General features: G+C 56.6%; 23 protein-coding genes. 16 read left to right on the forward strand and 7 right to left on the reverse strand.

Annotated elements, in window-relative coordinates; translation table 11 throughout:
• Positions 1 to 53: 53 nt before the first annotated feature.
• Positions 54 to 320 (reverse strand): acyl-CoA-binding protein, encoded by a 267-nt coding sequence (locus tag ACN0RV_RS14705; protein WP_417348679.1) that lies wholly within the window; start codon positions 318 to 320, stop codon positions 54 to 56.
• Between the two features lie 262 nt (positions 321 to 582).
• Here ACN0RV_RS14705 and ACN0RV_RS14710 point away from each other — a divergent pair, with 262 nt between their 5' ends.
• The 5 genes from ACN0RV_RS14710 (at position 583) to ACN0RV_RS14730 (ending at position 6,049) form a co-directional block, all read left to right on the forward strand.
• Entirely contained in the window at positions 583 to 1,023 is a 441-nt protein-coding gene (locus ACN0RV_RS14710) for a hypothetical protein (protein WP_417348681.1), read from the forward strand.
• Between the two features lie 102 nt (positions 1,024 to 1,125).
• Complete coding sequence (locus tag ACN0RV_RS14715; RefSeq protein ID WP_417348683.1) at positions 1,126 to 2,415, forward strand: alkaline phosphatase; 1,290 nt, start codon at positions 1,126 to 1,128, stop codon at positions 2,413 to 2,415.
• Positions 2,416 to 2,607: 192 nt separating this feature from the next.
• Complete coding sequence (locus ACN0RV_RS14720; protein WP_417348685.1) at positions 2,608 to 4,566, forward strand: alkyl/aryl-sulfatase; 1,959 nt, start codon at positions 2,608 to 2,610, stop codon at positions 4,564 to 4,566.
• 157 nt (positions 4,567 to 4,723) lie between these two features.
• A complete protein-coding gene (locus tag ACN0RV_RS14725) occupies positions 4,724 to 5,149 on the forward strand; it encodes a hypothetical protein (RefSeq protein ID WP_417348687.1) in 426 nt (141 codons plus the stop codon).
• A gap of 84 nt (positions 5,150 to 5,233) precedes the next feature.
• Complete coding sequence (locus tag ACN0RV_RS14730) at positions 5,234 to 6,049, forward strand: MBL fold metallo-hydrolase (RefSeq protein WP_417348689.1); 816 nt, start codon at positions 5,234 to 5,236, stop codon at positions 6,047 to 6,049.
• A gap of 67 nt (positions 6,050 to 6,116) precedes the next feature.
• Here ACN0RV_RS14730 and nrdG read toward each other — a convergent pair whose 3' ends face one another.
• From nrdG to pepF, 3 genes are all read right to left on the reverse strand, one after another.
• Complete coding sequence (gene nrdG / locus ACN0RV_RS14735; RefSeq protein ID WP_417348690.1) at positions 6,117 to 6,614, reverse strand: anaerobic ribonucleoside-triphosphate reductase-activating protein; 498 nt, start codon at positions 6,612 to 6,614, stop codon at positions 6,117 to 6,119.
• 61 nt (positions 6,615 to 6,675) lie between these two features.
• Positions 6,676 to 8,793, reverse strand: coding sequence for an anaerobic ribonucleoside-triphosphate reductase (gene nrdD, locus ACN0RV_RS14740; RefSeq protein WP_417348692.1), 2,118 nt, complete (start codon positions 8,791 to 8,793; stop codon positions 6,676 to 6,678).
• Between the two features lie 498 nt (positions 8,794 to 9,291).
• The gene (pepF, locus tag ACN0RV_RS14745; RefSeq protein ID WP_417348694.1) at positions 9,292 to 11,151 is read right to left on the reverse strand and encodes an oligoendopeptidase F; all 1,860 of its coding nucleotides are present in this window, start codon (positions 11,149 to 11,151) and stop codon (positions 9,292 to 9,294) included.
• Positions 11,152 to 11,236: 85 nt separating this feature from the next.
• Here pepF and ACN0RV_RS14750 point away from each other — a divergent pair, with 85 nt between their 5' ends.
• From ACN0RV_RS14750 to ACN0RV_RS14775, 6 genes are all read left to right on the forward strand, one after another.
• The gene (locus ACN0RV_RS14750; RefSeq protein WP_417348696.1) at positions 11,237 to 12,493 is read left to right on the forward strand and encodes an integrase arm-type DNA-binding domain-containing protein; all 1,257 of its coding nucleotides are present in this window, start codon (positions 11,237 to 11,239) and stop codon (positions 12,491 to 12,493) included.
• Positions 12,494 to 13,052: 559 nt separating this feature from the next.
• On the forward strand, positions 13,053 to 13,328 hold the full coding sequence (locus ACN0RV_RS14755; protein ID WP_417348697.1) for a polyhydroxyalkanoic acid system family protein: 276 nt from the start codon (positions 13,053 to 13,055) through the stop codon (positions 13,326 to 13,328).
• A 108-nt stretch (positions 13,329 to 13,436) separates the two neighbouring features.
• Positions 13,437 to 13,937: a phasin family protein gene (locus tag ACN0RV_RS14760; protein WP_417348699.1), complete on the forward strand. Its 501-nt coding sequence runs from the start codon at positions 13,437 to 13,439 to the stop codon at positions 13,935 to 13,937.
• A gap of 23 nt (positions 13,938 to 13,960) precedes the next feature.
• Positions 13,961 to 14,311: a phasin family protein gene (locus ACN0RV_RS14765; protein ID WP_211219929.1), complete on the forward strand. Its 351-nt coding sequence runs from the start codon at positions 13,961 to 13,963 to the stop codon at positions 14,309 to 14,311.
• 16 nt (positions 14,312 to 14,327) lie between these two features.
• The gene (locus tag ACN0RV_RS14770) at positions 14,328 to 15,725 is read left to right on the forward strand and encodes a wax ester/triacylglycerol synthase domain-containing protein (RefSeq protein ID WP_417348701.1); all 1,398 of its coding nucleotides are present in this window, start codon (positions 14,328 to 14,330) and stop codon (positions 15,723 to 15,725) included.
• Positions 15,726 to 15,734: 9 nt separating this feature from the next.
• Positions 15,735 to 16,667, forward strand: a complete 933-nt coding sequence (locus ACN0RV_RS14775) for an alpha/beta hydrolase (protein ID WP_417348703.1) — start codon at positions 15,735 to 15,737, stop codon at positions 16,665 to 16,667.
• Here the strand turns inward: ACN0RV_RS14775 and ACN0RV_RS14780 are convergent.
• The 3 genes from ACN0RV_RS14780 to ACN0RV_RS14790 are packed head-to-tail and all read right to left on the reverse strand — an operon-like array spanning position 16,618 to position 19,692.
• The gene (locus ACN0RV_RS14780) at positions 16,618 to 17,205 is read right to left on the reverse strand and encodes a TetR/AcrR family transcriptional regulator (RefSeq protein ID WP_286339113.1); all 588 of its coding nucleotides are present in this window, start codon (positions 17,203 to 17,205) and stop codon (positions 16,618 to 16,620) included. The genes ACN0RV_RS14775 and ACN0RV_RS14780 overlap by 50 nt on opposite strands.
• 1 nt (position 17,206) lies before the next feature.
• Positions 17,207 to 17,704: a DUF2505 domain-containing protein gene (locus tag ACN0RV_RS14785; RefSeq protein WP_417348705.1), complete on the reverse strand. Its 498-nt coding sequence runs from the start codon at positions 17,702 to 17,704 to the stop codon at positions 17,207 to 17,209.
• Positions 17,705 to 17,712: 8 nt separating this feature from the next.
• Entirely contained in the window at positions 17,713 to 19,692 is a 1,980-nt protein-coding gene (locus ACN0RV_RS14790; protein ID WP_417348707.1) for an SDR family oxidoreductase, read from the reverse strand.
• Positions 19,693 to 19,972: 280 nt separating this feature from the next.
• Here ACN0RV_RS14790 and folD point away from each other — a divergent pair, with 280 nt between their 5' ends.
• The 5 genes from folD (at position 19,973) to ACN0RV_RS14815 (ending at position 24,152) form a co-directional block, all read left to right on the forward strand.
• Positions 19,973 to 20,845, forward strand: coding sequence for a bifunctional methylenetetrahydrofolate dehydrogenase/methenyltetrahydrofolate cyclohydrolase FolD (folD, locus tag ACN0RV_RS14795; protein ID WP_417348708.1), 873 nt, complete (start codon positions 19,973 to 19,975; stop codon positions 20,843 to 20,845).
• Positions 20,846 to 20,938: 93 nt separating this feature from the next.
• Positions 20,939 to 21,247: a hypothetical protein gene (locus ACN0RV_RS14800; RefSeq protein WP_417348710.1), complete on the forward strand. Its 309-nt coding sequence runs from the start codon at positions 20,939 to 20,941 to the stop codon at positions 21,245 to 21,247.
• Positions 21,248 to 21,249: 2 nt separating this feature from the next.
• A complete protein-coding gene (locus tag ACN0RV_RS14805; RefSeq protein ID WP_417348712.1) occupies positions 21,250 to 22,122 on the forward strand; it encodes a patatin-like phospholipase family protein in 873 nt (290 codons plus the stop codon).
• A complete protein-coding gene (locus tag ACN0RV_RS14810; protein WP_417348714.1) occupies positions 22,119 to 22,994 on the forward strand; it encodes a fructosamine kinase family protein in 876 nt (291 codons plus the stop codon). Before ACN0RV_RS14805 ends, ACN0RV_RS14810 begins: the two co-directional genes overlap by 4 nt.
• Before the next feature lie 108 nt (positions 22,995 to 23,102).
• Positions 23,103 to 24,152: a hypothetical protein gene (locus ACN0RV_RS14815; RefSeq protein WP_417348716.1), complete on the forward strand. Its 1,050-nt coding sequence runs from the start codon at positions 23,103 to 23,105 to the stop codon at positions 24,150 to 24,152.
• Positions 24,153 to 24,195 lie beyond the last annotated feature (43 nt).

Genomic DNA, 24,195 nt, shown 5'->3' on the forward strand with positions numbered 1-24,195 from the left:
CTTAACTCTCTGAAATAGCTAAGTATGACATACGAAAGTCAGGGCCGTTGGGATCACCCTTGTTGGCGGATAAGGGTTTTCACCAGATCGATGTAGCGCTGCTTGCACTCATCGGATTGGGTGCCCGTCAACGCTTTCCAGGCTTGATACTTGGCGTGTTCTGCCATCTTGAATACCGATGGAGCGCTGCCTGTCACGTCTCCCTGAGTTGCCTGCTTGAACAGGCCATAGAGCGACAGCAGGTGGTCATTGCTTGGGCGGCTGGGCAGTTGCTTCACCTCTTGCTGGCTTTGCTCAAATGCCTGGTTCAGTTCATCCATGTGGGGTCTCCTTTGGGTGGGTTAAGGCTAAAGCTAGCGTCTTTAATGAGGACTGACCAGTCGATTAGATCAAGAAAACGTCGATTTTCCATTGGCTTGTCTTCGAACCTCGGTGAACTGACCGTGGATTGATGTATAGGGGCTAGCAACGCTAAACCGTGCAGAAATTGTGACTTAAATCGCTGTTTCTATGGTGTCAGGTCAATAAACGCGCTGTAGGGGACAGTAGACTGGTTTCAGCACAACGATTAATGGAGGCGTTATGCACCAAGGCGCTCAGCAGAAGCAGACCCAGGAATCCAACCTGAAACGCACCCGCGTATGGCGCTCGCTCCAGCAGGGATGGCGACACTGGGTGCCCGAAGGGGGACGGGTCGCTATGTGGGACCCGGATGATGAGCTGGAAACCGGTCTGGTTCAACTGGGTTATGAAGTGCTGGACAGGGAGCAGTCTGCACAGGGACCGCTGCACGCCTTACTGTTCCGCGATCTGGCCCCGTTGGCCATTTTGGCATTGCCCGGCATCGAATCCCTGTTAGCCCGCCTTCGCCCAGGCGGCGTGTTGATTCAGATCTGTCAGCAGGGCGGTAAAGGTTGTGCCGGTCTGAGCATAGTCTCAGGTTTCAAGGCGGGCTGGTCATTGAAGGCCCGTTATGAAGGGGCGGAAGCGGACCGGGGCGTTACCCTGGTTTGGAAGCCCTAATCTGAAGATCACCCAAGCCAGCAGGCCGAGATCGCCTCTGCTGGAAATTGCTGTGGAAACCGGGCATGATCCCTGGTCTAAGTACCAGAGGATATAGCTATTATGTTGAAAAACATGGCATTTGGTGTTGCTTTGCTGGCAGCTTCAGCTCAGGCGGTCGACGCACCCAAAAACGTCATCTTCTTCATTGGCGACGGCATGGGACCCGCTTATACCACTGCTTATCGCTATTACCAGGCTGACAGCAAAGTCAGTCAGGTGTCAGAAACCGTTTTTGATCGCCTGCTTAGCGGCAGTGCCAGTACCTTTCCCCACGATGATACCGTCGTCACCGACTCTGCCGCAGGTGCCACTGCCCTGGCCACAGGCACCAAGAGTTACAACGGGGCTGTTGGTGTGGATGAGCATAAGCAACCTCTGGACAGCATGCTGGTGCAGGCCAAGTCTTTGGGATGGCATACCGGGGTGATCGCCACCTCTCATGTGACCCATGCAACGCCAGCCAGTTTCGTCGCCCATGCCCATTCCCGCAAGAACTACCAGGAGATCGCCGAACAGTTCTACAGCCGCCGTCTTAACCAAGACCAGCCACTGGTGGACCTGATCCTCGGTGGTGGGCAGCGTTACTTCCCCATGGAACCCAATCAGTTGGGGCAAAGAATGGTGAACTGGGGTTATCAGTATGCAGATACGCTTTCCCAAGTGGACAGCCTGACGCGCCTGCCTGCCCTGGGGCTGTTTGCGCCGAAGCAACTGCCTTATGCCATTGACAGTGATCGGCCTAAGCGCCTGAGCACCATGGTTACCGCCGGATTGCGTCTGCTGAGTCAGTCTGACACCCCCTTCTTCCTGATGGTGGAAGGCAGTCTCATTGACTGGTGCGGTCACGACAACGACATCGCCTGCGCCATGAAGGAGATGGAGGATTTTGCCGGTGCCATCGAGGTGGCAGAGGCTTTTGCACAGGAGCGCGGGGATACCCTGATCCTGTTCACGGCCGATCACTCCACCGGTGGTCTGACTCTGGGCGCCGACGGGGAGTACCGTTGGGAGGCGCAGACGGTGAAGCAGGTCAAAGCATCATTGCGCACCATCACGGACGCGCTGTTGAACCAAGCGCCGGAGCAGTTTCCACCGATCTTGGCCCGCTATGTGGGTTTTGAGTTGACTCAGGATGAACTGAACGAGCTGACCCAAGTGTCTAAAGAGGAGGAAGCGCTGCGCTGGAAGCTGGCGAGCATCCTCAGCGCCCACAGCTATACCGGGTGGACCACCAGCGGCCACACAGCCGTCGATGTGCCCCTTGGGGCTATGGGGCCTGGGTCTGAACAGTTCAGGGGTCACCTCGATAACACCGAGATCGCCGAAGCCTTAAAGCAGATGATTCGCTAGTCTTATCTGCACCGATGAGAAGCCCGCCAAATGGCGGGCTTTTTTGTGCACCAATGTAAAGAATGACTGAAGAAGTAACCTCAGAGAAACTAATTTTTTACCAGGGTGACAAAGGGAGTGCCGGGAGTAGAAATGGCGTGAATTAGATCAATAAGATGTTAGGTTATAAGAACAATTTCAGGGGAGAGCGACATGAACAGCAAGGAATGGGTGTTTTTGAGTGCAGCAGCCTTGGTATTGGCAGGCTGTGGTGGCGAGAGGCCTCCGACCCCGGTGGGGGAAGCCAGCGAGTTTACCCATGCACACAACAGTCGTGTGGCTCAGTCTCTGCCCCTGGCCAGCCAGCAGGCGTTCGAGGATGCCCGCCGCGGCTTGATCGCCTCTCCTGAGTCCCTGACCGTTAAAGATGAAGAGGGAACGGTGATCTGGTCGCTGCAGCAGTACGCTTTCCTGATGGATGATGCGCCGGATACGGTTAATCCCAGCCTGTGGCGTCAGGCCCAGTTGAATAATCTGGCTGGCTTGTTTGAGGTGAGCCCCGGGATCTACCAGGTACGAGGTTTCGATCTGGCCAACATGACCCTGATTCGTGGTGAACAGGGGTGGATCCTGGTGGACCCGCTGACCAGTTTAGAGACCGCCCAGGCGGCGTTGGCCTTCGCCTTTGATCACCTTGAATCCGATCCCATCACAACCATCATCTACACCCACAGTCATGTGGATCACTTTGGCGGCGCCGAGGCGGCCAGAGAGTACGCCGACGGCGAACTGACGGTGGTGGCGCCAGCGGGTTTTATGAAGGAAGCCACCAGTGAAAACATCCTGGTGGGCACCGCCATGGTGCGACGGGCCGGCTACCAGTATGGACGTAAGCTGTCAGTCTCGCCGCTGGGGCATGTGGACCTGGGGTTGGGCAAGTCGGTCGCGTTTGGCACCGTGGGTTTGATACCGCCCAACCTGGATGTGATGCAAACCGGAGAACGCCTCACGCTGGATGGGGTGGAGTTTGAGTTCCAGATGGTCTCCGGCTCAGAAGCCCCCTCAGAGTTCACCTTTTACCTTCCTCAGCAAAGGGCTTTCTGCGGCGCCGAGATGGTGTCGCAAACCATGCACAACCTCTACACCCTCCGTGGTGCCAAGGTTCGCGATGCTTTGGGGTGGAGCAGATACATCGATGAAGCAGCGAACCGCTACCAGGATGCCGAGATCTATTTTGGCGGCCACCACTGGCCGGTGTGGGGGCAGGAGAGGGTACAGGGTTTTCTGAACAGTCAGCGTGACCTCTATAAATTCATCCACGACCAGACCCTGAGGCTGGCCAATCAGGGCTACACGCCGGGGGAGATCGCCGAACAGCTGCAGTTGCCTCAAGGGTTGAGGGAGGAGTTTTCTGCCAGAGGCTATTACGGCACCTTGAAACACAATATTCGAGCGGTCTATCAATTCTACTTTGGCTGGTATGACGGCAATCCGGCACATCTGGACCCACTGCCACGCTCCTCGGCGGCCAGGCGCTATGTAGAGCTGGCTGGCGGCGCCGAAGCGATGCGCAATAAGGCGACCGCAGCCATGGATCTGGGTGAGTACCGCTGGGCAGCCGAGCTGCTTAATCACCTGGTGTTCTTCGACCCCGATGACAGCAGTGCCAAAGAGATGCTGGCCCGGGCTTACGAGCAGATGGGGTATCAGGCCGAATCTGGTACCTGGCGTGACTCCTATCTGAGCGCTGCCCTGGAGTTGCGGGAGGGGGTGCCCGAGGGGCTGAGTATGGAGAAGAAGATGGCCGGAGTTCTTTATCAGACCGATACGCCTCATTTCCTCGACGCTCTGGCCACCAGAGTCGACTATGAGGCCGCCGGTGTGGAACGCTACGCCCTGGTACTAGAGATCCTGGGCGCCCAGGAGCGTTATTTGCTGGAGATCGCCAACGGGGTACTGCACTACCGGACCTTGAATGATGAGCCAGAAGAGTCCATTCCGTATCTCGGGCTCAGCCGCAAGCTGTTCATCCAGGTGGCCTCTCGTCAGGTGGCTATGCAGGACCTGGTCACCGGTGACAACCTCAGTGTGGATGGCAGCATCATGGACATGGTGGCCTTCTTCCGACTGTTTGAACCTGTTAACGGTGATTTTTCCATCGTCGAACCATAAAATTATTTATCTTGATGACCGGCGCCGAAGCGAATAAACTTCGGCGCCGATTTACTTTCCGGTTACAAATGTATTCCGATCCGGTAAATCGACTCTTCTTCAGGAACCTCGGGAGCGTGCCGCTCTCTAAAGGTGGAGTGTTTAAGGGACGGTATTGATGAACTGGCTAAAACGCGGATGCTACTGGGCCGCACTGGGATTGATCCTTTTCCCATTTCTTGCCCTGCTGTTTGAATTTCCTCTGGCCTTCCAGGTGTATGATGATGTTGGTCACCGCCACGGTGCCAGCAGCGAACTCAAGCAATTTGTGCTGGCCAACTACTGGCTGCCCTCATGTTGGTTGGCGTCGGGCCTGTTGCTGATCGGTGCCGGCATCGAGCGGCGTACTCTGCCCATGGCCTTTGGCGGCGGACTGCTGCTGCTGTTTCCCCTGATTCATTATGGTGTTGCTCGTCTGAGTGCTTCATTGCTGAGCAGCTGTGACGATTGCCGGGTGTTCGGTCCCTCCGAGCTTGTGGTGAACATCATCATCGTGATGTTGGGCGCCCTGGTTCTGCAACGCTGGCGCAATCCGAGCGCCTGAAAGACCGGGCCTGTCGCCTTGTGCGCCTGTGAACCCTCTGTTAGCTTGAAAGGTTAGACAAGCGAAAGGGCGCAGGGGGATGCGATGCCAGTCAGGGAAAGAATGGCTCATGAAGGGGTTGAAGGCGTGCGGGTAGGGCGCTTCAATCAGGGGATCAACACCACCTTCATCCTCTACCGCATCGGCGAAACCCAGATTGACACCGGACCGCCAAACCAGTGGGCCACCATACGTCGTCTCCTCGATGCCCAACCTCCCAAGCGGCTGTTGCTGACCCATCATCATGAAGATCATGCGGGCAACGCCGCCCGAATCGCCACCCGCTACCATTTGACCCCTCTGGCGCCCGAATTGGGCCGGGCCAAGCTGGCTCGGGGTTATCGCATTCCCCCTATTCAGAGGCTGATCTGGGGCAGCCCACAGCCTGTGGAGACCCAAACTCTGCCTGAGCAGGTTCCGATGGCTGCAGGTGGAGCGCTGCATGCGGTTCATACCCCGGGACACGCTAAGGACCTGACCTGCTTCCACTGGCCGGATCGGGGTTACCTGTTTAGCGGGGATCTCTACCTGTCCAAGTCGATCCGTTACCTGAGGGCGGATGAAAACCTGTTGCAGTTGATGCAGAGCATCAACAAGGTGCTGGCGCTGGAGTTTGATGTGCTGTTTTGCCCTCACAGGGGCATAGTCCCTCAGGGCCACCTGGCCTTGAGGGAGAAGCTGGATAACCTGCGCGGACTGTGTGACAAGGCCAGTGCTTTGCATCGGGAGGGGATAGAGCCTGACGAGATCATCAACCGGCTGTTGGGGCCGGAAGATTGGCTGTCCAAGCTCAGTGGCTACAACATCAGCAAGGGCAACCTGATCAGGCAGGCGGTGGCAATCGATTCGGCTAAGGTGTAGCGATTTACGACGACAATGACAAAGGGGCCTGAGGGCCCCTTTGTTGTCTGCCTTTGGCGTGCGGATGTTACTCTACGGCGGGCACGCTCTCCTGCGCCCTTTGTGAGAGGCGGTGGATCACCTGGTTGCTGCTGCCTCGCCAAAGCAAAGAGGGATCCGCCAGTTCCTGTTCGAAACGGCCGTCGATCAGCACATCCAGATAGGGCAGCAGTGCCCGCTGCGCTTCGTCCAGCTCATCCAGGCGGTAACCTGTCCAGCACCAGATGTCTTTGTCTGGGCAGTGCTCCTTGACCCGGGTCACCAGCTCGAGAATGGCGGGTACATTGGCCGGGTGCAGAGGGTCTCCGCCGGAGAGGCTCAGGCCACGGCGTTTGATGCGGGTGTCGCTCAGATCACGGATGATCTGGTCAGCCATCTCCTCGGTGAAGGGGTGACCGGAGTCCAGTCGCTGGGTGCTCTGGTTGTAACACCCCTTACACTGATGGACACATCCCGCCACAAACAGGGTGCAGCGAGTGCCCAGTCCATTGACCACGTCCACCGGATAATAGTTGTGATAGTTCATTGAGGGGCCCTTCATCAAAAAGGGCAGGGACAGGCCCTGCCCTCTATCATGTACTCAAATGCTACAGGTGCTTAATCCGACGCTTTACCTCTTCCTGCTTACCCTCGTTGAAGGGACGGGCGTCAGGGCTGCCCAGGTAACCGCATACACGTCGGGTCACGGACACCTTAGCCGGATCATGGTTGCCGCACTTGGGGCAGGTGAAGCCTTTTGAGGTGCAATCGAACTCACCGGTGAAGCCGCACTTATAGCACTCATCGATGGGGGTGTTGGTGCCATAGTAGGGCACGTGCTGGTAGGCGTAATCCCACACGTCTTCCAACGCCTCGACGTTTTTCTGCATGTTGGGGTACTCGCCGTAGCAGATGAAGCCACCGTTGGCGATTTTCGGATAGGGCTTCTCGAAATCGATCTTATCGTAGGGGTTCACCTTCTTTTCCACATCCAGGTGGAAACTGTTGGTGTAGTAGCCCTTATCGGTTACGCCGTCGACAACGCCGAACTGGCGCTGATCGATCTTGCAGAACCGGGTGCACAGGTTTTCACTGGGGGTGGAGTAGAGGCTGAAGCCGTAGCCGGTTTGTGCTTTCCAGGCGTCGGTAGCGGCGCGCAGACGCTCTACGATGGTCAGGGCCTTGGTGCGCATCTCCTCGGAGTCAAACACGTGACCACAAGCCCCGTACAGGGCGTTTACGGTCTCATGCAGACCAATGTAGCCCAGAGAGATGGAGGCTCGGCCATTTTTGAAGATTTCACTGATGTCATCGTCCGGCTTCAGGCGAACACCGCAGGCACCCTCCATGTACAGGATGGGGGCCACCCGTGCCTTAACGCCTTCAAGGCGGTCGATGCGGGTCATCAGGGCCTTCTTCGCCAGCGCCAGGCGATCGTCCAGCAGTTCGAAGAACAGGTTCTCATTGCCCTTGGCTTCGATGGCAATGCGGGGCAGGTTAAGGCTGACCACGCCCAGGTTGTTGCGACCTTCGTGCACCAGCTGGCCGTCCTGCTCATAGGCGGACAGGAAGCTACGGCAACCCATGGGGGTTTTGAAGGATCCGGTCACCTCGACCACACGGTCATAGTTGAGGATATCCGGGTACATACGCTTGGTGGAGCACTCCAGCGCCAGCTTCTTGATGTCGTAGTTGGCGTCGCCCTCTTTGTGGTTCAGGCCATCGCGGATGGCGAACACCAGTTTGGGGAACACCGGGGTCTTGTGGTTCTTGCCCAGGCCCACCATGCGCACCTTGAGGATGGATTGTTGGATCAGGCGGCTCTGCCAGCTGGTACCCAGGCCAAAGCCGAAGGTTACGAAGGGGGTCTGGCCATTGGCGGTATGCAGGGTGTTGACCTCGTACTCCAGGCTCTGGAAGGCGTCATAACACTCCTTCTCGGTGCGAGCCATGGCGTAGGCCTTCACGTCGGATACCTGCCACTCCTTGCCCACTTCCAGGTGCTTTTCGTAGCTCTTGGTAACGTAAGGTTCCAGCACCTCATCGATGCGGTTGATGGTGGTACCACCATAGATGTGGCTGGCGACCTGGGCAATGATCTGTGCGGTCACCGCGGTGGCGGTGGAGATGGACTTGGGTACGTCGATTTCGGCGTTACCCATCTTAAAGCCGCCGGTCAGCATCCCTTCCAGATCGATCAACATGCAGTTGAACATGGGGAAGAAGGGGGCGTAGTCCAGGTCGTGATAGTGGATCTCTCCGCACTCATGGGCCTTGACCACATCCCGAGGCAGGATGTGTCGGGTGGCGTAGTGCTTGGCAACGATGCCGGCCAGCAGGTCACGCTGAGTGGGGATCACCTTGGAGTCCTTGTTGGCGTTTTCGTGGAGCAGGGCAGCGTTGCTCTGATCCACCAGGCCACGGATCTCCCGGTTCAGGCGGCTATTGGATTCGCGGGCAATATCGCGGTCGTGGCGATATTCGATGTAGGCACGGGCCACCGCTTTGTAGGGGCCCGACATCAGATGGTTTTCCACCATCTGCTGGATCTCGTCGATGTTGACGTTGCCAGACTCAGCCAGTTCCTGCTCAATGGTGTCGGAGACACGTTGAGCGTAATCATCATCCTTGACGTCAGCTGCCATGGCAGCCCGTGCGATAGCGTCGCGAATCCTTGCGCTATCAAAGGGCACCTGACAACCGTCTCTCTTAATCACAACTGGCATGAGAAAAAATCCTTAAGAATGTAGGAATAGGCCTTGACAAGCACTACATCTTGTTGCCTTGTCTTGAATATGGCCCATATGTGGGGGTACGACGCATATTAAGCGCCAAAATTCCGTCGGATAAATTGATCGCGATCAAGAAGATCACTACCCAAAATTCGAATGAGGTTACCGCCAGGTGATTCATTGGTTTTGATCAAGTTTTTCAAAAGTAATCAAGATGTATCGGTGATGATCCTTTGATGTGATCTCTGAACACAGAGTCGGCGGTTGTCGATGCAAAAATGAGGGGGGCAGAGTGTGATGGAAACAGTGTTCGTCATACTCGTCCCTGTGGATGGATTCACAGCTTGTGGAAAACCCGCTCCGCCCCTTGGTTGCCCTGCCTTAGAGCTGTGGTTAGATCCTTGTTAAACAATCGATCGCAAAAAGCGGTTTTTGATAACAAAAAAAGGGAGCGTTTGCTCCCTTTTTGCTCAGTGCGAAGTGACCCTCTTTTTACAGCTTTTCGCTGCGATCAAGAATGGTTTCCATCTCGTCCATCAGTCGGTTCATTCGCTTAAAGATCGCTTCATAAGGCTGGGCGGAAGCCAGGTCGACCCCGGCGTTTTTCACCAGGTCATATGGGTAGTCGCTGCCACCGGACTTCAGCAGGTTAAGGTAGCGATCGTAGGCCGCCTTGTCGCCGCTGAGTACCTCATCGGCGAAGGCCGCAGAGGCTGCGATGGAGGTGGCGTACTGATACACATAGAAGTTGTAGTAGAAGTGGGGCACATAGGCCCACTCGATGCCGTAGGCGTCATCGATGGCCATCACGCCTTTATCGTGACCGTGGTAGCGACGCAGCAGGTCCAGGAAGATCTCTGAAGCGCGGGTGTCACTCAGGGGTTGGCCCTTCTCCACCTCTTCGTGGATGGCACGCTCAAATTCCGCAAACATGGTCTGACGGAAGAAGGTCTGGCGGAACTTCTCCAGAGTTTGGCCCAGGTAGTAGAGGCGTTCATTGTCGTCAGCGGCGTTTTTCAGCGCGTAGTCGGTGAGCAGGTGCTCCTGGAACGTGGAGGCGATCTCTGCGGTAAAGGTGGCGTAGCCTGCGGTGGCGTAGTGCTGATTGGCGTTGGCATACACCGAGTGCGTGGCGTGGCCCCACTCGTGGGTCAGGGTAGACACCGAGGTGTAGTCATCGTTGTAGTTCATCAGCACGTAGGGGTGAACGTCGTAGGCGCTGCCGCTCATGTAGGCACCAGAGCGCTTGCCCAGTTTGGGGTAAGTATCCATCCAGCGCTGATCCAGGCCGGTGCGGATCTTATCGACGTAAGCATCGCCCATGGGCTCCAGGGAGGCCAGCATCATCTCAATGCCGCGCTCGATGGGATAATCACCTGTGGCTTTGACCACGGCTGGGTAGATGTCAAAATAGCCTTGATCATCCAATTTCAGCATACGAGAGCGTAACTTAAGGTAGCGCTGCAGGGTGTCCAGGTTGGCGTTGGTGGTGTCTACCAGGGCGCTGTATACCTCAACCGGAATGTTGTCTTCGCTCAGGGCTGCTTCCAGGGCGGAGTCGTGGTTGCGGCTGCGAGCGTTGAATACGTCGGCTTTGACATTGGCATCCAGCAAAGAGGCGATGGTGCGACGGTACTTGGACAGGGTGCCAAAGAAGTTGTCGAACGCCTTTTTACGTACGTCGCGATCCGGGTGGCTGCGGAAGCGGGCGTAGGTGGCCTGGTTCAGGGTCACCAGTTCGCCATCCAGTTCCACTTCAGGCCAGGGCAGTTCGGCATTGGTGAAGGTGGCGTAACTGGAGTAAGGAGCACTGGTGATGGTGCCGGCGGCGGCCAGAATCTTCTCTGCAGCGGGCGCCAGGGTGTGGGCCTTGCCGCGCAGGATGTTTTCCAGCGGGAAGCGGTAGTCGGCCAGACGAGGCTCGGACTTCACCATGGCCATGACCTTCTCTTCACCCAGGCCGATCAGCTCAGGGTTGATAAAGGAGGAACCCTGGTGGAAGCGGTTGGCCAGCATGGCGATGGACTGACGCTTGGCCCCGTTGTCCGAGTTCCGCAGATCGGTGTCGGCATTGAGGTTGGCGTAGACATACAGCTGGGACAGGGTCTTGGACAGGCCGTAATAGAGATCCATGGCATCGGCCAGGGTTGCGGCAGATTGACCCAACTTGCCCTGATAGGCGGCGAGTTGGTCCAATTGCTTCTCCAGGCTGGTTTTTTGACCCTGCCACTGTTGCCAATCGGCGTAGAGTGGGGTCAGATCCCAGTTCTGTTGAGACTCCTCGGCCACCAGGGCCGGTGAAAGGGCGGCGCCGGCAAACAGGGCCAGGCCAATCAGTGACTGCTTAAACATTGTAAGTCCATATAATCGTTATGGTTAAAGACAGCAGCAGCTTAGCAACTGTGACGCAATGCTGTGAAACAACATTGGTAACAGAATGAAAAAGAGTGACAAGGCGCACCAAAATGACAGTGCGGGCATCAGAATGACCCCGAAACAGCAGGTGCTGGCCCTGTTGGATCAGTGCCTGGCTACTGGTGTGCGAGGTCGGGTGCAGGCGGTAATCAAGCAGGCGATCGCCGACATCGACGGTCAGGGAAAGGCATCGGGTTATCAGCATGCGGAAAGCGACATCAATGAAGCGGACTATCCCGGCCTTATCTTTAAGGTCGGCCGACACAAGCGCCGCTGGGTCTATCGCTATACCCCCAAGGGGGCGAAGAGTACCCGCCAGCTCACCCTGGGCTATTACCCGCAGATGGACCGCCAAGCGGCGATCGAGGCCTGGCAGCAGTACAGGCTGGCGCTGCAGGGCGAGGCGCCAGCCCCCCAGGGTACGCCTTTGCCTATCGGTGTTGAACAGTTCGCCGAATGGGCGAAATCCCGGCGCCGTCGCTGGAGAGCGGAGGTGCGACAGCTGGAGAGCCTGTTTGAGGGTGAGTTTGCCAATCGCACCGGCGAGTCTCTGACTCTGGAGGAGGTGACGTCGCTGGTGGCGCCTCAGCAGCCTGGAGCTAAGCACCGGCTCAGTCTGCTTCGGTTGTTCTTCAGGGTGGCTCGAGGACTGGAGTCTGTTCAGGGGTGGATGAGCCAAGGAGTGGCCTGTCCGTGTGAAGGCGTTAGCCTGACCCGTACGACCGTCTTGAACCATAAAATTGGCTGGAGAGAGGTCGGTCGATACCACAAGGCGGTGTTGGCGCTGGACGACTCTGAGGCATACAAACCCCTTCTCCTGATGCAACTGAGTAATCTTGTCGGGTTCAAATCTCTGTGCCAGTTAAGCTGGTCTGAGTTGGATCTGGAGAGGGGCTTCGCCCGCCTTCAGATCGAGGGAAAGACCCGTTTCCTGATGCTCTCACCGGATACTCTGGTCTGGCTCAAGCGTCGTCATCGCGACACCTCAGTGGGTCCTTGGGTGTTCAGCTGCCCCACGGATTCCAGTAAGCCGCTCCCGGAAAGTTACCCAGTAAAACTAATGAGTGTTCTGAAGGGGCAGTGTGGCCTGGATAGGCGCTTTACCACCGCGTCCATCAGAGAGCTGGCCTGTCATTGGTTGGAAGAGCAGGGGAGAGAGGTGCCTAACCGTCCTTGGCCGCTGGTTGAAGAGAAGCCGACAGAAGGGCAGGTCGGGGAGCTTTCTGAGCTATCAAGAATATGGGTCAAAAGGCTACACATCCAAAAGTCCGCCAGCTGATTCAGACAGACATCTGGCCGCTTCCATTTTTTATCGGCTTTTACGTGGTGTAACTGCTTTTGTAATCTCGTGGTTTTTGATGGCTTTCTGCGGCCATGTGTGTGGGCTCATGCTCGCCAAACATGACGCCCCACTGTTTACCGGCCTTGCCTGGTCCCTTGGTTTCAATTCCATGGACGGCTCCAGATAAAAGAGGCACCTTTGGGACGGTACCCTTGTGGACTCAGGCAAATTTCCGAAGCGCCTGGGTCTTCCCCCTCCAGATTTCCGGCGTCTTTGGGTAGGTGTAAATCGATTGGGGCAGCTAGTGCTCTGCCCTGTTCGTGGTTACATCAAGCGGTGGTCTCGTCACCTCTGCGCTGACATTTCGAGACGGATTCCAAGGTAACCATTAGAAATTATTATTCGGTATGTGTGGGTTTTTTCAGAGTGACAGAGAGAGTGAGAGTGACAACCCGATGACATCAATGTGGAAAAATTGCTCTGGTCTGGTAACTTAAACCGTATAGGAAGCAGAGGGGCGACAGACCCCTTCATTTGTATCAGGGAGACCAGGCCAATGACTGCCATCTACATTCAGCGTAACCACACTCTGGGCCATCAGGGCATCCGCGATCTCAGTGAGCAGGTCGCCCAGTCATTGGCCAACGACTACCAGGTCACCTGGCAGTGGCAGGGTGAGCAACTGACCTTTCGTCGCAGCGGTGCCAAAGGCGTGCTGGTTCCCGAACCTCATCAGGTGACCATAGAGATGAAATTGGGCCTGATGTTGATCCCTTTTGCCCCCGTCATTCGACAGGGCATTGAGTCGCAACTGGACACCCTCCTTATCTGACACAAGATTGACCAATCTCAATTTTTCCCTGCCGTTTAGAATGTCCCTTCTAAAGATCCGCCGTACTCTGACCATGACAAAAGAAAACTTTCCCGTCATGGAGGCAACATGTTGAAGCGACTATTTGGATCAAAGAATGCCGATGCCGACACCCAAGAGGCACTGTATCGGAAAATCTGGCTGGCAGGACTCGGCGCCTATTCCAAGGGTGCGGAAGAGATCAGCCAACTGTCTGAGCGAGGTCTGGGCCTGTTCGATGAGCTTCTTGAGCGGGGTAAAGAGCTTGAGTCCTCAACGGTAGAGCGCGTATCCGAAGCATCCAGCCAGACCAAGGATGCCTTCGAGGCGCAACTGCACAACCAGGTTCAGAAGGTAACCGGTCTTGAGGCCGAGCAACTGGAAGAGCTGGAGTCCAAGATTGATCGTCTGACTGCACTGGTAGACAAGATGGCCGAAGATAAAGCCGCCGCCAAGGTAGCCCCTAAAGCCACCGCGACCCCTAAGGCTCCGCCTAAGGCCGCCGCCAAGCCAGCCGTTAAGCCTGCAGCAAAACCAGCAGCTAAGCCTGCGGCCAAGACCACTCGCCGTACCACCACTAAACCCGCCTAATGCCGCGGTGTAAGGAGCACATGATGAGCAACGAAGTTAAGGGAATGCCACCCGTAGAAGGCGTTGATAACGAGCAACTGGCTCGAAACATCTGGCTCGCCGGCCTGGGTGTTTACAGCCGCAGCATCGAAGAAGCGAAGGAGCTGGAAGGCAAATCCGGTGACCTGTTCGAGAAGCTGGTTGAGCGCGGTCGTGAAGTGGAAGCCAACACCCGAGCCCGGGTCGAGGATAATCTGGATCGCGCCAACGAAGAGGTGGAAGCTCGGGTTCACAACCTGTTTTATCGCCTCAGCGGCATCCATCCACGTCAGATTGATGAGCTGAACGCCAAGGTAGATAAGCTGGCCGAGGCAATCGAGAAGCTGGCCAAGTAGGCCAGAGGGAGGGCGCATGACCACTCTGTCCCTGTCTGAGCTGGTGTTCCTGCTTTTCGAAAGCGACTCGACACCATTGCATGTGTCAGGGCTGATGATGTTGCGCCCTCCGCAAGACGTCCAAGACTTTGGTCTGCGTCTCCACCGGCAGCTGGTACGCTGCGGACCGGTGGTGGCGCCATTTGATCAAGTGATCCACTTTACGCCCTCCCGGGTGCCCAAATGGCAGCCGGTGGATGAGGTGGATCTTTCCTACCATGTCCGTCTCGCCAAATTGCCCAATCCCGGTGATGCAGACCAGCTGATGGAGTTGGTTGCCCGCATTCACAGCTATCGACTCGACCGCAGTCGTCCTTTGTGGGAGCTGTGGGTGATTGATGGCCTGGAAAGCGGCGATATCGCCCTGGTGATGAAGTTCCACCACGCACTTACCGACGGCCTGCGCGCCGCCAGCCTGGTGGCGGACAGTTTTGAGTTGTCTGAGCGCCTGGGATACCTGGTGCCGTTCTGGCAGTTGGGCAGTCGAATCGATGAGCAGCCTCCGGAGCTCAGTCAATGGCTGGAGGCCCTGTCTCCCTCTTTCTGGGTGAAGCAGGCCAAGATAGGGCTGGACAGCCTGAAGCTGTTGGGGATGGCTGCGGGAGACCGCCTGTCACTGACTGCCAGTGGCATACGTCTGCCCTTTACCGCACCGCGTACCCCTTTTAACGACATCAGCTCGGACAGGGCCAAGCAGGTGATCCTGGCCAAACTGCCGGCCAGTCGACTCAGCCGACTGGCCACCTATACCGGTGCCCGATTTGATGATGTGGTGCTGACTCTGTGTGATATGGCCCTGCACCGCTACCTCAAGGTGCACAACTGGCGGGACAGGGACCCCCTGGTGGCCATGGTGCCGCTGAGAGACGGTGAGGACGGCGACCGGCTGCATATGATCTCCGTTGGCCTGGTGGAACTGGGCAAGCCTGGCTTGACCCCGATGCAGAGACTGAAAGCCATAGGCAGGACCAATCGCCGCATCAGAGAGCAGACCCGGCGAACCAGTGCCAAAGCCTACAATCGATACTCCTCCGCGGTGAATGCCCTGGCCCTGGTGGCGGCTCGTTATGACAACAAGCAGTGGCTGCCACCCGCGGCCAACATGCTGATCACCGAAGTGGAGGCGGCGGACCATCCTCTCTCCCTATTGGGGGCCAAATTGACTGCCAGTTACCCTCTGTCTCTGCTGATGCCGGGCCAGACCCTCAACATGACCTTGATGCATTACGATGGGGTGCTGCACTTCGGCCTGGTGTGTTGTCGTCACTCCTTGCCGGGTATCGAGTCTTTTGACCGCTACCTTGAGGAGGGTTTGGAAGAGCTTGAGTCCTCAGTGTTTTCTCACATATCATCTAGACTCGCTCCCGCAAACTAAGGAAACTGGATGTCCAGCTGGCGTGCTAAGGCTTTAAACAAGGTCCTCTACCGGGCGATTCGTGGTCGCCTGGAGCGCTGCAATGACATCCTGTCGGTCCGGGGGGTGATTGCCGGACTGGATAAGCTCAACTCCTACATCGGCACCCCAGGCGGCCTGGAGTGGGTCGATGACAGCCTCTCCGGTGTACCCTGCCAGTGGATTGTCAAAGGTCGTCCTGCCGGCGACAGCATTCTGCTCTATTTCCATGGTGGCGGATTTTGCTTTCGCTCTCCCCAGGTGCACAGCGCCATGCTTCACTACCTGAGCCGCCATACCCAGGCTCGTGGCGTCATGGCTTTCTATCGACTGGCACCGGAGTTTCCTTTCCCTGCCGCCCTGAATGACTGTTTTACCGCCTACCGCACCCTGCTGGAGCAGGGGGTACCGCCTGAGAAGATCATTCTTGGGGGGGACTCTGCCGGGGGCAACCTGGCTCTGGCCACCATGCTCAAATGCAAGGATAAGGGGTTGCCCCAGCCGCTGGCCGCCTTGCTGTTCTCCCCGGCGCTGGATCTGACCATGAACAGTCAGTCCGCCTTTGTGATGCGCAATGAGGATCCCTTCTTCGACCTGGGCAGCCTGATGCTGCTGCGAAACTCCTACCTCAATGGCCACACGCCCTGTGATCCTTTGGCTTCGCCTCTGGCGGCGGATCTCAGCGATCTGGCGCCGATCATGGTGCATGTGGGCAGTCTGGAGATTCTGCTGGACGATTCGGTGCGGTTAAAGTCCAAGGTGAGGCGTCAGGGCGGGGTGGCAGACCTGACCATTTGGCCAGGCCTGCCGCACGTGTTTACCCTGTTTCAGCAGCTGCCCGAAGCCCGCGAAGCCATGGAGCGCTGCGGCAAGTTTATCGATCAGTGTCGGCAAAATTCAGTTGCCGCGTCAGGTGAGGATTAACCAGAGAGATGAGGCGGTGAGCGCCACGCTCCACCGCTTTCTCGTCGCTGTCGCCTGAGTCGAAGCAGAGCCAGGACAGGCCCAACAGGAACAGGTTGTCCGCCAACTCTTCCCGGTTTTCCCCCTTAAGCTGCAGCAATGCCTTGTCTTCCAACGCCGCCAGGCTGTGGGAGGTGAAGCTGTGCAGCTGCTTCATCAGCCTCTGGGCCCGGCGATTGCCGCTGTCAGGGGCGACGGTCTGCAGATCCAGAAACAGGAAGCGGTAGTGCAGGCACACCCTTAGCAGGGAGTGCAGGAACACCCAATACTCAGGCTCGCTGATCTCCTCCAGGTCTACCCGGGCCAGCAGGGTGCTCACCGCCAGCTCACACTCCTTGGAGAGCTGGTTGATGATCTCCTCTTTACCCTTGAAGTGGTAATAGAGGTTCCCCGGGCTTATCTCCAGTTCGGCGGCAATGTCCAGACTGGTGATGTTGGCCGAGCCATGGTGGTTGAACATCGCCAGACTGGTGTCGAGAATGCGCTGACGGGTACCCATATCAGGCGGGCTCTGTGGTCAGCTGTGTTTGCAGGTAGCGCCACTCGGCGTTGGCCATGCGCTCAATTTCGTCGTGGACAAAGCGAGTCAGCTTGTTGCCGATAAAGGGCAGGGCGCTCTTCATCTGCATATCTACCCGATTGACGCAGCCGCTATCCGCGGGCTCAAACGTCATGGTGCCGGTGATCTTGATGGGAACACCCACCAGCTCCACTGACATCTCACAGCGGTAGACAGGTCCCTGGCCCAGTTGCCACTGCTCCTCCTGCTTCACCATGTTCTGTGAACCCAACAGTCGCTTGAGCACCGCTGGGACATTGCTTGCTACTTCCCGCTTGGTCGCCAGAGTCAGCACGTCATCCTGATTCAGATGTTGAGGAATACGCACCTTGTGACACCCGAGGGCCTCATACTTCTCTTGTATCAGCTCCGACTCGCTGAAGTAGCGCAGCAGTTCATCGGTGGAGCAGGCATAGGTGTGGGTGAGTTCCAATTTCATCGTTTCTCCTAAAAGTGAATGCCCCGGAGCATTGCTGCCAGGCCAATCATCTGTTGCTGTTGGCTGTAATTCAGTTTTTCTTCTTGCATCTCTCCGGACTCAGGGAACATCCGGTAGAGCATATTCATCACGATCTCCGCCAGCCTTGGGGAGAGGGCGTGCATCACCGCACCGGCCACGCCAAGGCGGGTGGCGATACGCTTGGGTCTGTGCACGATTGCGGTGGCGATCAGGTCTGCTGCTTGCTCGGCGCTCAAGGTTGGCACCGCTTGGTAAAGCTGGATGGGGGCGATCATCGGGGTGTCCACCAGCGGCATGTTGATGGTGGTAAAGCGTACTCCCAGGTCTGAGTATTCCGCCGCGGCGCAGCGGCAGAAGGATTCCAGGGCGGCGTTTGAGGCCACATAGGCGCTGAACCTAGGGGCATTGGTGAGTACACCGATGGAGGAGACGTTGATCACCTGGCCGGACTCGGCGTCGGCCATGGCGGGTAGACAGCCAAGGATCAGCCTCAGGGCACCGAAGTAGTTGATCGCCATGGTGCGTTCATAGTCGTGGATGCGCTCGGTGGAGGCGGCCACAGAGCGACGAATGGAGCGCCCGGCGCAGTTGATCAGCAGGTCCACCCGCTCATGGGCACCCAGTATCTTTTTCACCAAGTCATGGGTGACCTGCTCATCGGTGAGATCGCAGGTGAAGGTCAGCGCCTTGCCGCCAAGCATACGAACCTGCTGCTCGGTCTCCGCAAGCCGCTCGGCACTTCTGCCCAGCAGCAGTAATTTTGCACCAAAGGGCGCCAGCCTCAGGGCGGTGGCTTTGCCAATGCCGGAGCTGGCGCCGGAGATCAATACCACCTTGTTGGTCAGGCGCTCGCGCAGGCTGTCGTCCAGGAACAGGTCAGGATCCAGATGCCGCTCCCAGTAGTCCCAAAGGGGTACCACATAGCTGGCCAGATCCGGGCAGCTGATCCCCTCTTTGCGCAGCAGCGCCTGGGTGGCCTGGGCGTCGAAGCGAGTGGGGTAATTGAGCAGGCTCAGGGTTTCCTGTGGTATGCCGTAATCACTCAATATGCGCCGGGCCAGTTTTACCAGCGGCGGGTACTGGCTGGCCAGCTGCAACCAGGGCTGGGGCAGCAGGCTGGAGAGTTTGAGATTCAGTCCCAGAGACAGGGTGGGACCGTGTCCTGCCTGTGAAAGCAGGTTCAGTACCTGGCCGGCGTTGTAGGGTCTGGGGTCGGTCAGATGGAAGCACTGCATCTCCAGCTGTGGCTGGCGGATCAGGTAGGCCATGGCCTCGGCCACGTAGTCCACCGGCACGATGTTGATGGGCCCGCCTTCGAAGCCCACCAGGGGGAACCAACTGGGCAGGGCGTTACGCATCTTTTGCAGCAGCTTGAAGAAGTAATAGGGCCCCTGGATGCCGTTTGCCTCCCCGGTCTGACTGTCGCCCACCAGGATGCCGGAGCGGTAGATGCGCCAAGGCATCCCTTGCTGCTGGCGGACCACCTTCTCGCAAAGGTGTTTGGAGAGGAAGTAGGGGTGAGTGAGCTGCTCAGCCTCGGAGAACATCGATTCGTCGAAGCAGCCCCGGTAGAGGCCGGCGGCGGCAATGGAACTCAGATGATGGAAGCAGCCGGCATCCAGCTCCCCGGCGCAGGCTAAAGCGGCTTCCGTAGCCTGGACATTGGCCTTGACCACCTCGTTGCCATCGCGACGAAAGTCGTTGTAGGCGGCCAGGTGGATAAAGTGCTTGATGCGTCCTTTGAGTTCGACACGATCGGCCTCGGACAATCCCAGGGCGGGATCTTTCAGGCTGCCCGCAACGGGGCGGATCTGGTCGGCAGCATTGAGCTCCTTGGCCAAATCTTCAAGACGAGTCTGTGCCGCCTGATCCCGGACCAGGCAGTAGAGGGTGTCGCCACCGCTGAGCAACCGACGGATCAGTTGCCGTCCCAGCAAGCCAGTGGCTCCGGTTACAAAGTAGCTCATCTGCCGCTCCTTCCTTGTGGCCCGGGAGGCGCTCCTGCGCCCCTGAGATGGGAGGCTAACTTTTCACCTAAGTTACCCCTGAAGGTAATTAAGTAGTTGACCCAAATCAATATCTTTCCAGGTATTCCTTCATAAAGGATCGTAATCCTTGTTTCTCTTAATGAAATACCGAACCCTCAAAACGACCAGAAAACCAGCGGTCGCAACCTCCCCTATGGAGCAGGGTTGATCCCTTGCTCTAAGATGGGGCGTTTTTTCAAATTCCACCCAAAGGAGCAGCATGAATCAGCCCAAGCGAATCGATGGACGGCGCATCGCCGATGATCAGGTGAACCAGGTGGCCCACAGGGTCCGTGCCCTGACCGATGCCGACAAGCGCCCTCCGGGCCTGGCGGTGGTGATGGTGGGGGACAATCCGGCCAGTGACGTCTATGTGCGCAACAAGATTCGTCGCTGCGAACAGGCGGGGATCCTCAGTGTGGAGCACCGCCTCAGTGAGCAGACCACCGAAACGGATCTGCTGGGTCTGCTGGGCGATTTGAATCAGGATGAGCAGATAGATGGCATTCTGGTGCAACTTCCTCTGCCAAAGCATCTGGATGAGGGACGCATCCTCAAGCAGATTTCTCCGGCCAAGGACGTAGACGGTTTCCACCCGGTCAACGTGGGCCTGCTGGGGATCGGTGACAAGCGTGCCCTGGTGCCCTGCACTCCGGCTGGTTGCGTCATCCTCGCCAAGGAGGAGTTGGGGGACCTGACCGGTAAGCATGTGGTGGTGGTGGGTCGTTCCAACATCGTCGGCAAACCTGCCGCTCAGCTGTTCCTGGCCGAAGATTGCAGTGTCACCATAGTCCACTCCCGCAGCAGCAATGGTGCCGAACTGGCCCGCCAGGCAGACATCCTTGTGGTGGCCGTGGGTCGGCCGCAGATGGTGGACGCCAGCTGGGTGAAACCCGGTGCTGTGGTGATCGATGTGGGCATTAACCGCATCAGCACCGAAGAGGGTACCCGTCTGGTGGGCGATGTCGATTTCGACCAGGTGGCGCCCATCGCAGCCGCCATCACTCCGGTTCCGGGTGGCGTGGGCCCCATGACCATTGCCGGTCTGCTGAACAACACCCTGACCGCCTACGAAGCCCGCGAGCAGGACTGAGCTGACTCGGCCACAAATGTGAGACACAAGGGTCAACAGGCCCTTTTGTGTGGGTTAGACTGGTGCAACTGAGTGAAACACAGGAATCGATAGATGGTATTACCTGGATTTGAAGGGCATGAGACCACAGAGTTTGCCCTGATCCGACTGAGGGTGAGCTTCAAACTGGAGCCTCAGCATGTTTCCGGGCTGGAGCGCCTGTTTGAACAGTACATGGACTCGGCGATCTCCGACTCCAACGTGATGTCCAGCCAATACCTGGATGGGGAGATGCAGCTGGAGATGAGCTTCTTCGGCGCGGATCAGACCACGGTGAAGATGGAACTGGCCAGATTGCACAAGGTGGTGCAGAGCCTGCTGAGTCCCACACCGGTGTTTACAGTGACTGTCGACAAGGAGTAGGGATGACCCAGGACAGGGACGGTGCTGCCATTCTAAGCCCCAGAAGGCACGCCCTTGTTGTCGAGGGCGGTGCCATGCGGGGCATCTTTGCGGCCGGGGTGCTGGACAGGTTTATCGAAAGAGAGCATTTTGCGTTCGATGGCTGCTTTGGTGTCTCAGCAGGCTCTACTGCACTGGCCTCCTATTTGTCCGGGCAACGAGGCCGAACCCGCAAAGTGATTGAGGACTATTCCTGTAGGCCTGAGTTCATCAATCCCTGGCGATTTGCGCGCGGCGGTCACCTACTGGATCTCGACTGGCTCTGGCCCATTACATTGACCGAATTGCCATTTGACTTCGATGCCTTCGAAGCCCGTGGCATTCCTCTCTATATCGGCCTGACCCGGGCCAGCGATGCTGCACCGTTGCAACTGAAAGCCGACCGTCACAATCTGGCGATGGCGATGAAAGCTTCCTGCTCTCTGCCGCTGGCCTATCGAGATTTTGTGTCTCTGGGAGGGGAAGCCTACACAGATGGCGGGGTGTCAGACTCGATTCCGGTAGAGGCCGCCTGGCAGGCGGGGTTTACCGAGATTACCGTGGTATTGTCTCAAGGCGCCGGCTATCTGAAGTCGGCGCCACGCTTCCCCGCTCTGATGCGCTGGGCGTTTCGTCGTCATCCGGAGCTGGGTGAGGCGATGCTGCAGCGTCATCATCATTACAACCGCACCTTAAACTTCCTAACTACTCCGCCAGAAGGCTGCACCATTCGCTTGATCCAACCGCCTCCGGAGTTTCCCGTAGGTCGCCTTACCAAGGATTCGACGTTGTTGGGCCAGGGCTATGAGATGGGTGCCGCAGCCGCAGATCTCTACCTTGAAGGGCTCGCCACGTGAGCCTCTCCTGGGCTGCGGTAGAGCAGGGAATGGCCGATGCCCTGAATGCCCCAGTGTCTCTGTCTGCTCCGCGGCCGGTCACCGGTGGCGACATCAACCAGGCCTACTCAGTCAGTGATGGCCTGCGTCGATGGTTTGTGAAGGTCAATCGCCTTAACCACGGTGCCCTGTTCAAGGAGGAAGCCGAGGGGCTGATTGCCCTGGGCGACATCGCGCCTCAGCCCCTGTGCTGGGGCGACGCCGAGGGTTGGCAATACCTGGTATTGCCCTGGATGGAACTGGGGCGACCGAGCGATGAACATGCCCTGGGGCAGGCCTTGGCCAAACTGCATCAACAAATGCCCAAAGACAGACGCTACGGCTGGCACAATGACAACCATATCGGCACCACACTGCAGCTCAATGGTTGGCACGACAGTTGGCAGAGTTTCTGGTGGCAACGTCGATTGGAACCACAGCTTAGCTGGGCCATCGAAGCGGGCGCGCCGAGACTTCGTCGCTGGCTACAACCCCTGAAAAACGCCAGCGACACCTTGCTGGCGGACCACAAACCACGACCGTCGTTGCTTCACGGCGACTTGTGGCGAGGCAATGCCGGCTTTGATGGAAACCGTCCGGTTATCTTCGACCCCGCCTGTTACCTGGGTGACCGGGAAACCGATCTCGCCATGACCCACTTATTCGGCGGCTTCTCGCCCTCTTTCTATCAGGGCTATGACAGTATCTTGCCGCTGGCGCAGGGCTGGCAACGCCGGCAAGCGTTGTACAACCTCTATCATCAACTCAACCACCTCAACCTGTTTGGCGAGGGGTACCTGGATATGGTGATCTCCGGCTGCACAGAGGTGGTGAAGCAGGCAGAACAGATTTAAGAGTTTGGGCTGATTCAAGACAGTAAAGTCAAAGGTTGATTTGGCCCAAACAACAACAGGTGCATGATGTAAGCTATTAATCAATCTGACATTGCTTGGGAGAAGAAATTGAAAAAGGTTTTATCTGCAGTTCTTGGTCTAGTCATTGCGAACGCCTCTTTTGCTTCGTGCGATATCGAGTACGCAAAGCAGGCGATGAAAGAGCATGATGCCATGTATAAGGCTTTTCGATTTTATCTTACCGGAGTGTCTCAATATACAGATGAGCTGTTTTACGAAAGGACGCCTGTTTATGAAATATATGAATCTTCAGAAAAGTTTTCAAAGGCAATAGTCGCCAACGGTTTTGTTGTAGAGCTCATGGCCTCATCGTCAATAAATAGCATGGAAGGGTGTTTTCAAGAAATTGAAATGTACACCGCGCGCATGAAAGAATATAAGAGGGATTCGGCTATTCTGTCAAAAATTTTGAGCCACACCTATGAGCAGTGTGCTGACAGCGGTGACAGTCACTTTAGAAAGGAACTAAAGAAATATTATGACAAGCGAGATTCTTATCAATATTTTCATGACCACATGGTTAATGAAAGGATAGCCACTCTAAAAAATAAGTGTAACGATGAGTATGAATTTACAAGCAAGGCTATCGAGCTATCAAAAGTTTGCAGTAAGCGAAAATCTAACGATGCAATGGATAGAATAGACCGTATAGAGCAAAAATATAAAGGTTATCTTTCTGAAGTTGAAGCGTATTATAAGAGGAATTATGTCGACGCCAATCCCTACCATAAATACTATGGATCTAAAGAGGAGCTTGTCGAATACTTTAACAAATATGGCAAGGCGGCTGAGCAGAGTGTTAAGAAAGTCCTGGATCAAGCAGAGCATTGTTATCAGGGAGCTAATGACAAAATTGCTGACATGAATGAGTCATCTAAGATTTTAACTAAGAGCGCTTACCAAGACATCAGTGAAAACTACAGCTATTGTTCAAAGACAGATCCTGAATTTGCCAAGAAGCTCAAGGGATACATGGATAAGAAACAAGCTTTTTTTGCATTTGAAAAAGAGCTGGAAAAAGAGTGGTTGGAAAAGATCAGGTCACTTTGCTATAAAGAGGTTGAATTTATTAAGGGCAGTTTTAACCTAAAAGGTTAGGTGAACCCTGTGCTCCATTTGTTCCGAAGTAATGTTAACCCCG

It is taken from the genome of Ferrimonas sp. (assembly GCF_048263965.1).
In the GTDB taxonomy this organism is placed as follows: Bacteria; Pseudomonadota; Gammaproteobacteria; order Enterobacterales; family Shewanellaceae; genus Ferrimonas.

Bases quoted from the DNA above. Each gene is read 5' to 3' on its own strand.
- ACN0RV_RS14705 (WP_417348679.1), bottom strand. From the start codon at position 320: ATGGATGAACTGAACCAGGCATTTGAGCAAAGCCAGCAAGAGGTGAAG.
- ACN0RV_RS14710 (WP_417348681.1), top strand. From the start codon at position 583: ATGCACCAAGGCGCTCAGCAGAAGCAGACCCAGGAATCCAACCTGAAA.
- ACN0RV_RS14715 (WP_417348683.1), top strand. From the start codon at position 1,126: ATGTTGAAAAACATGGCATTTGGTGTTGCTTTGCTGGCAGCTTCAGCT.
- ACN0RV_RS14720 (WP_417348685.1), top strand. From the start codon at position 2,608: ATGAACAGCAAGGAATGGGTGTTTTTGAGTGCAGCAGCCTTGGTATTG.
- ACN0RV_RS14725 (WP_417348687.1), top strand. From the start codon at position 4,724: ATGAACTGGCTAAAACGCGGATGCTACTGGGCCGCACTGGGATTGATC.
- ACN0RV_RS14730 (WP_417348689.1), top strand. From the start codon at position 5,234: ATGCCAGTCAGGGAAAGAATGGCTCATGAAGGGGTTGAAGGCGTGCGG.
- nrdG (WP_417348690.1), bottom strand. From the start codon at position 6,614: ATGAACTATCACAACTATTATCCGGTGGACGTGGTCAATGGACTGGGC.
- nrdD (WP_417348692.1), bottom strand. From the start codon at position 8,793: ATGCCAGTTGTGATTAAGAGAGACGGTTGTCAGGTGCCCTTTGATAGC.
- pepF (WP_417348694.1), bottom strand. From the start codon at position 11,151: ATGTTTAAGCAGTCACTGATTGGCCTGGCCCTGTTTGCCGGCGCCGCC.
- ACN0RV_RS14750 (WP_417348696.1), top strand. From the start codon at position 11,237: ATGAAAAAGAGTGACAAGGCGCACCAAAATGACAGTGCGGGCATCAGA.
- ACN0RV_RS14755 (WP_417348697.1), top strand. From the start codon at position 13,053: ATGACTGCCATCTACATTCAGCGTAACCACACTCTGGGCCATCAGGGC.
- ACN0RV_RS14760 (WP_417348699.1), top strand. From the start codon at position 13,437: ATGTTGAAGCGACTATTTGGATCAAAGAATGCCGATGCCGACACCCAA.
- ACN0RV_RS14765 (WP_211219929.1), top strand. From the start codon at position 13,961: ATGAGCAACGAAGTTAAGGGAATGCCACCCGTAGAAGGCGTTGATAAC.
- ACN0RV_RS14770 (WP_417348701.1), top strand. From the start codon at position 14,328: ATGACCACTCTGTCCCTGTCTGAGCTGGTGTTCCTGCTTTTCGAAAGC.
- ACN0RV_RS14775 (WP_417348703.1), top strand. From the start codon at position 15,735: ATGTCCAGCTGGCGTGCTAAGGCTTTAAACAAGGTCCTCTACCGGGCG.
- ACN0RV_RS14780 (WP_286339113.1), bottom strand. From the start codon at position 17,205: ATGGGTACCCGTCAGCGCATTCTCGACACCAGTCTGGCGATGTTCAAC.
- ACN0RV_RS14785 (WP_417348705.1), bottom strand. From the start codon at position 17,704: ATGAAATTGGAACTCACCCACACCTATGCCTGCTCCACCGATGAACTG.
- ACN0RV_RS14790 (WP_417348707.1), bottom strand. From the start codon at position 19,692: ATGAGCTACTTTGTAACCGGAGCCACTGGCTTGCTGGGACGGCAACTG.
- folD (WP_417348708.1), top strand. From the start codon at position 19,973: ATGAATCAGCCCAAGCGAATCGATGGACGGCGCATCGCCGATGATCAG.
- ACN0RV_RS14800 (WP_417348710.1), top strand. From the start codon at position 20,939: ATGGTATTACCTGGATTTGAAGGGCATGAGACCACAGAGTTTGCCCTG.
- ACN0RV_RS14805 (WP_417348712.1), top strand. From the start codon at position 21,250: ATGACCCAGGACAGGGACGGTGCTGCCATTCTAAGCCCCAGAAGGCAC.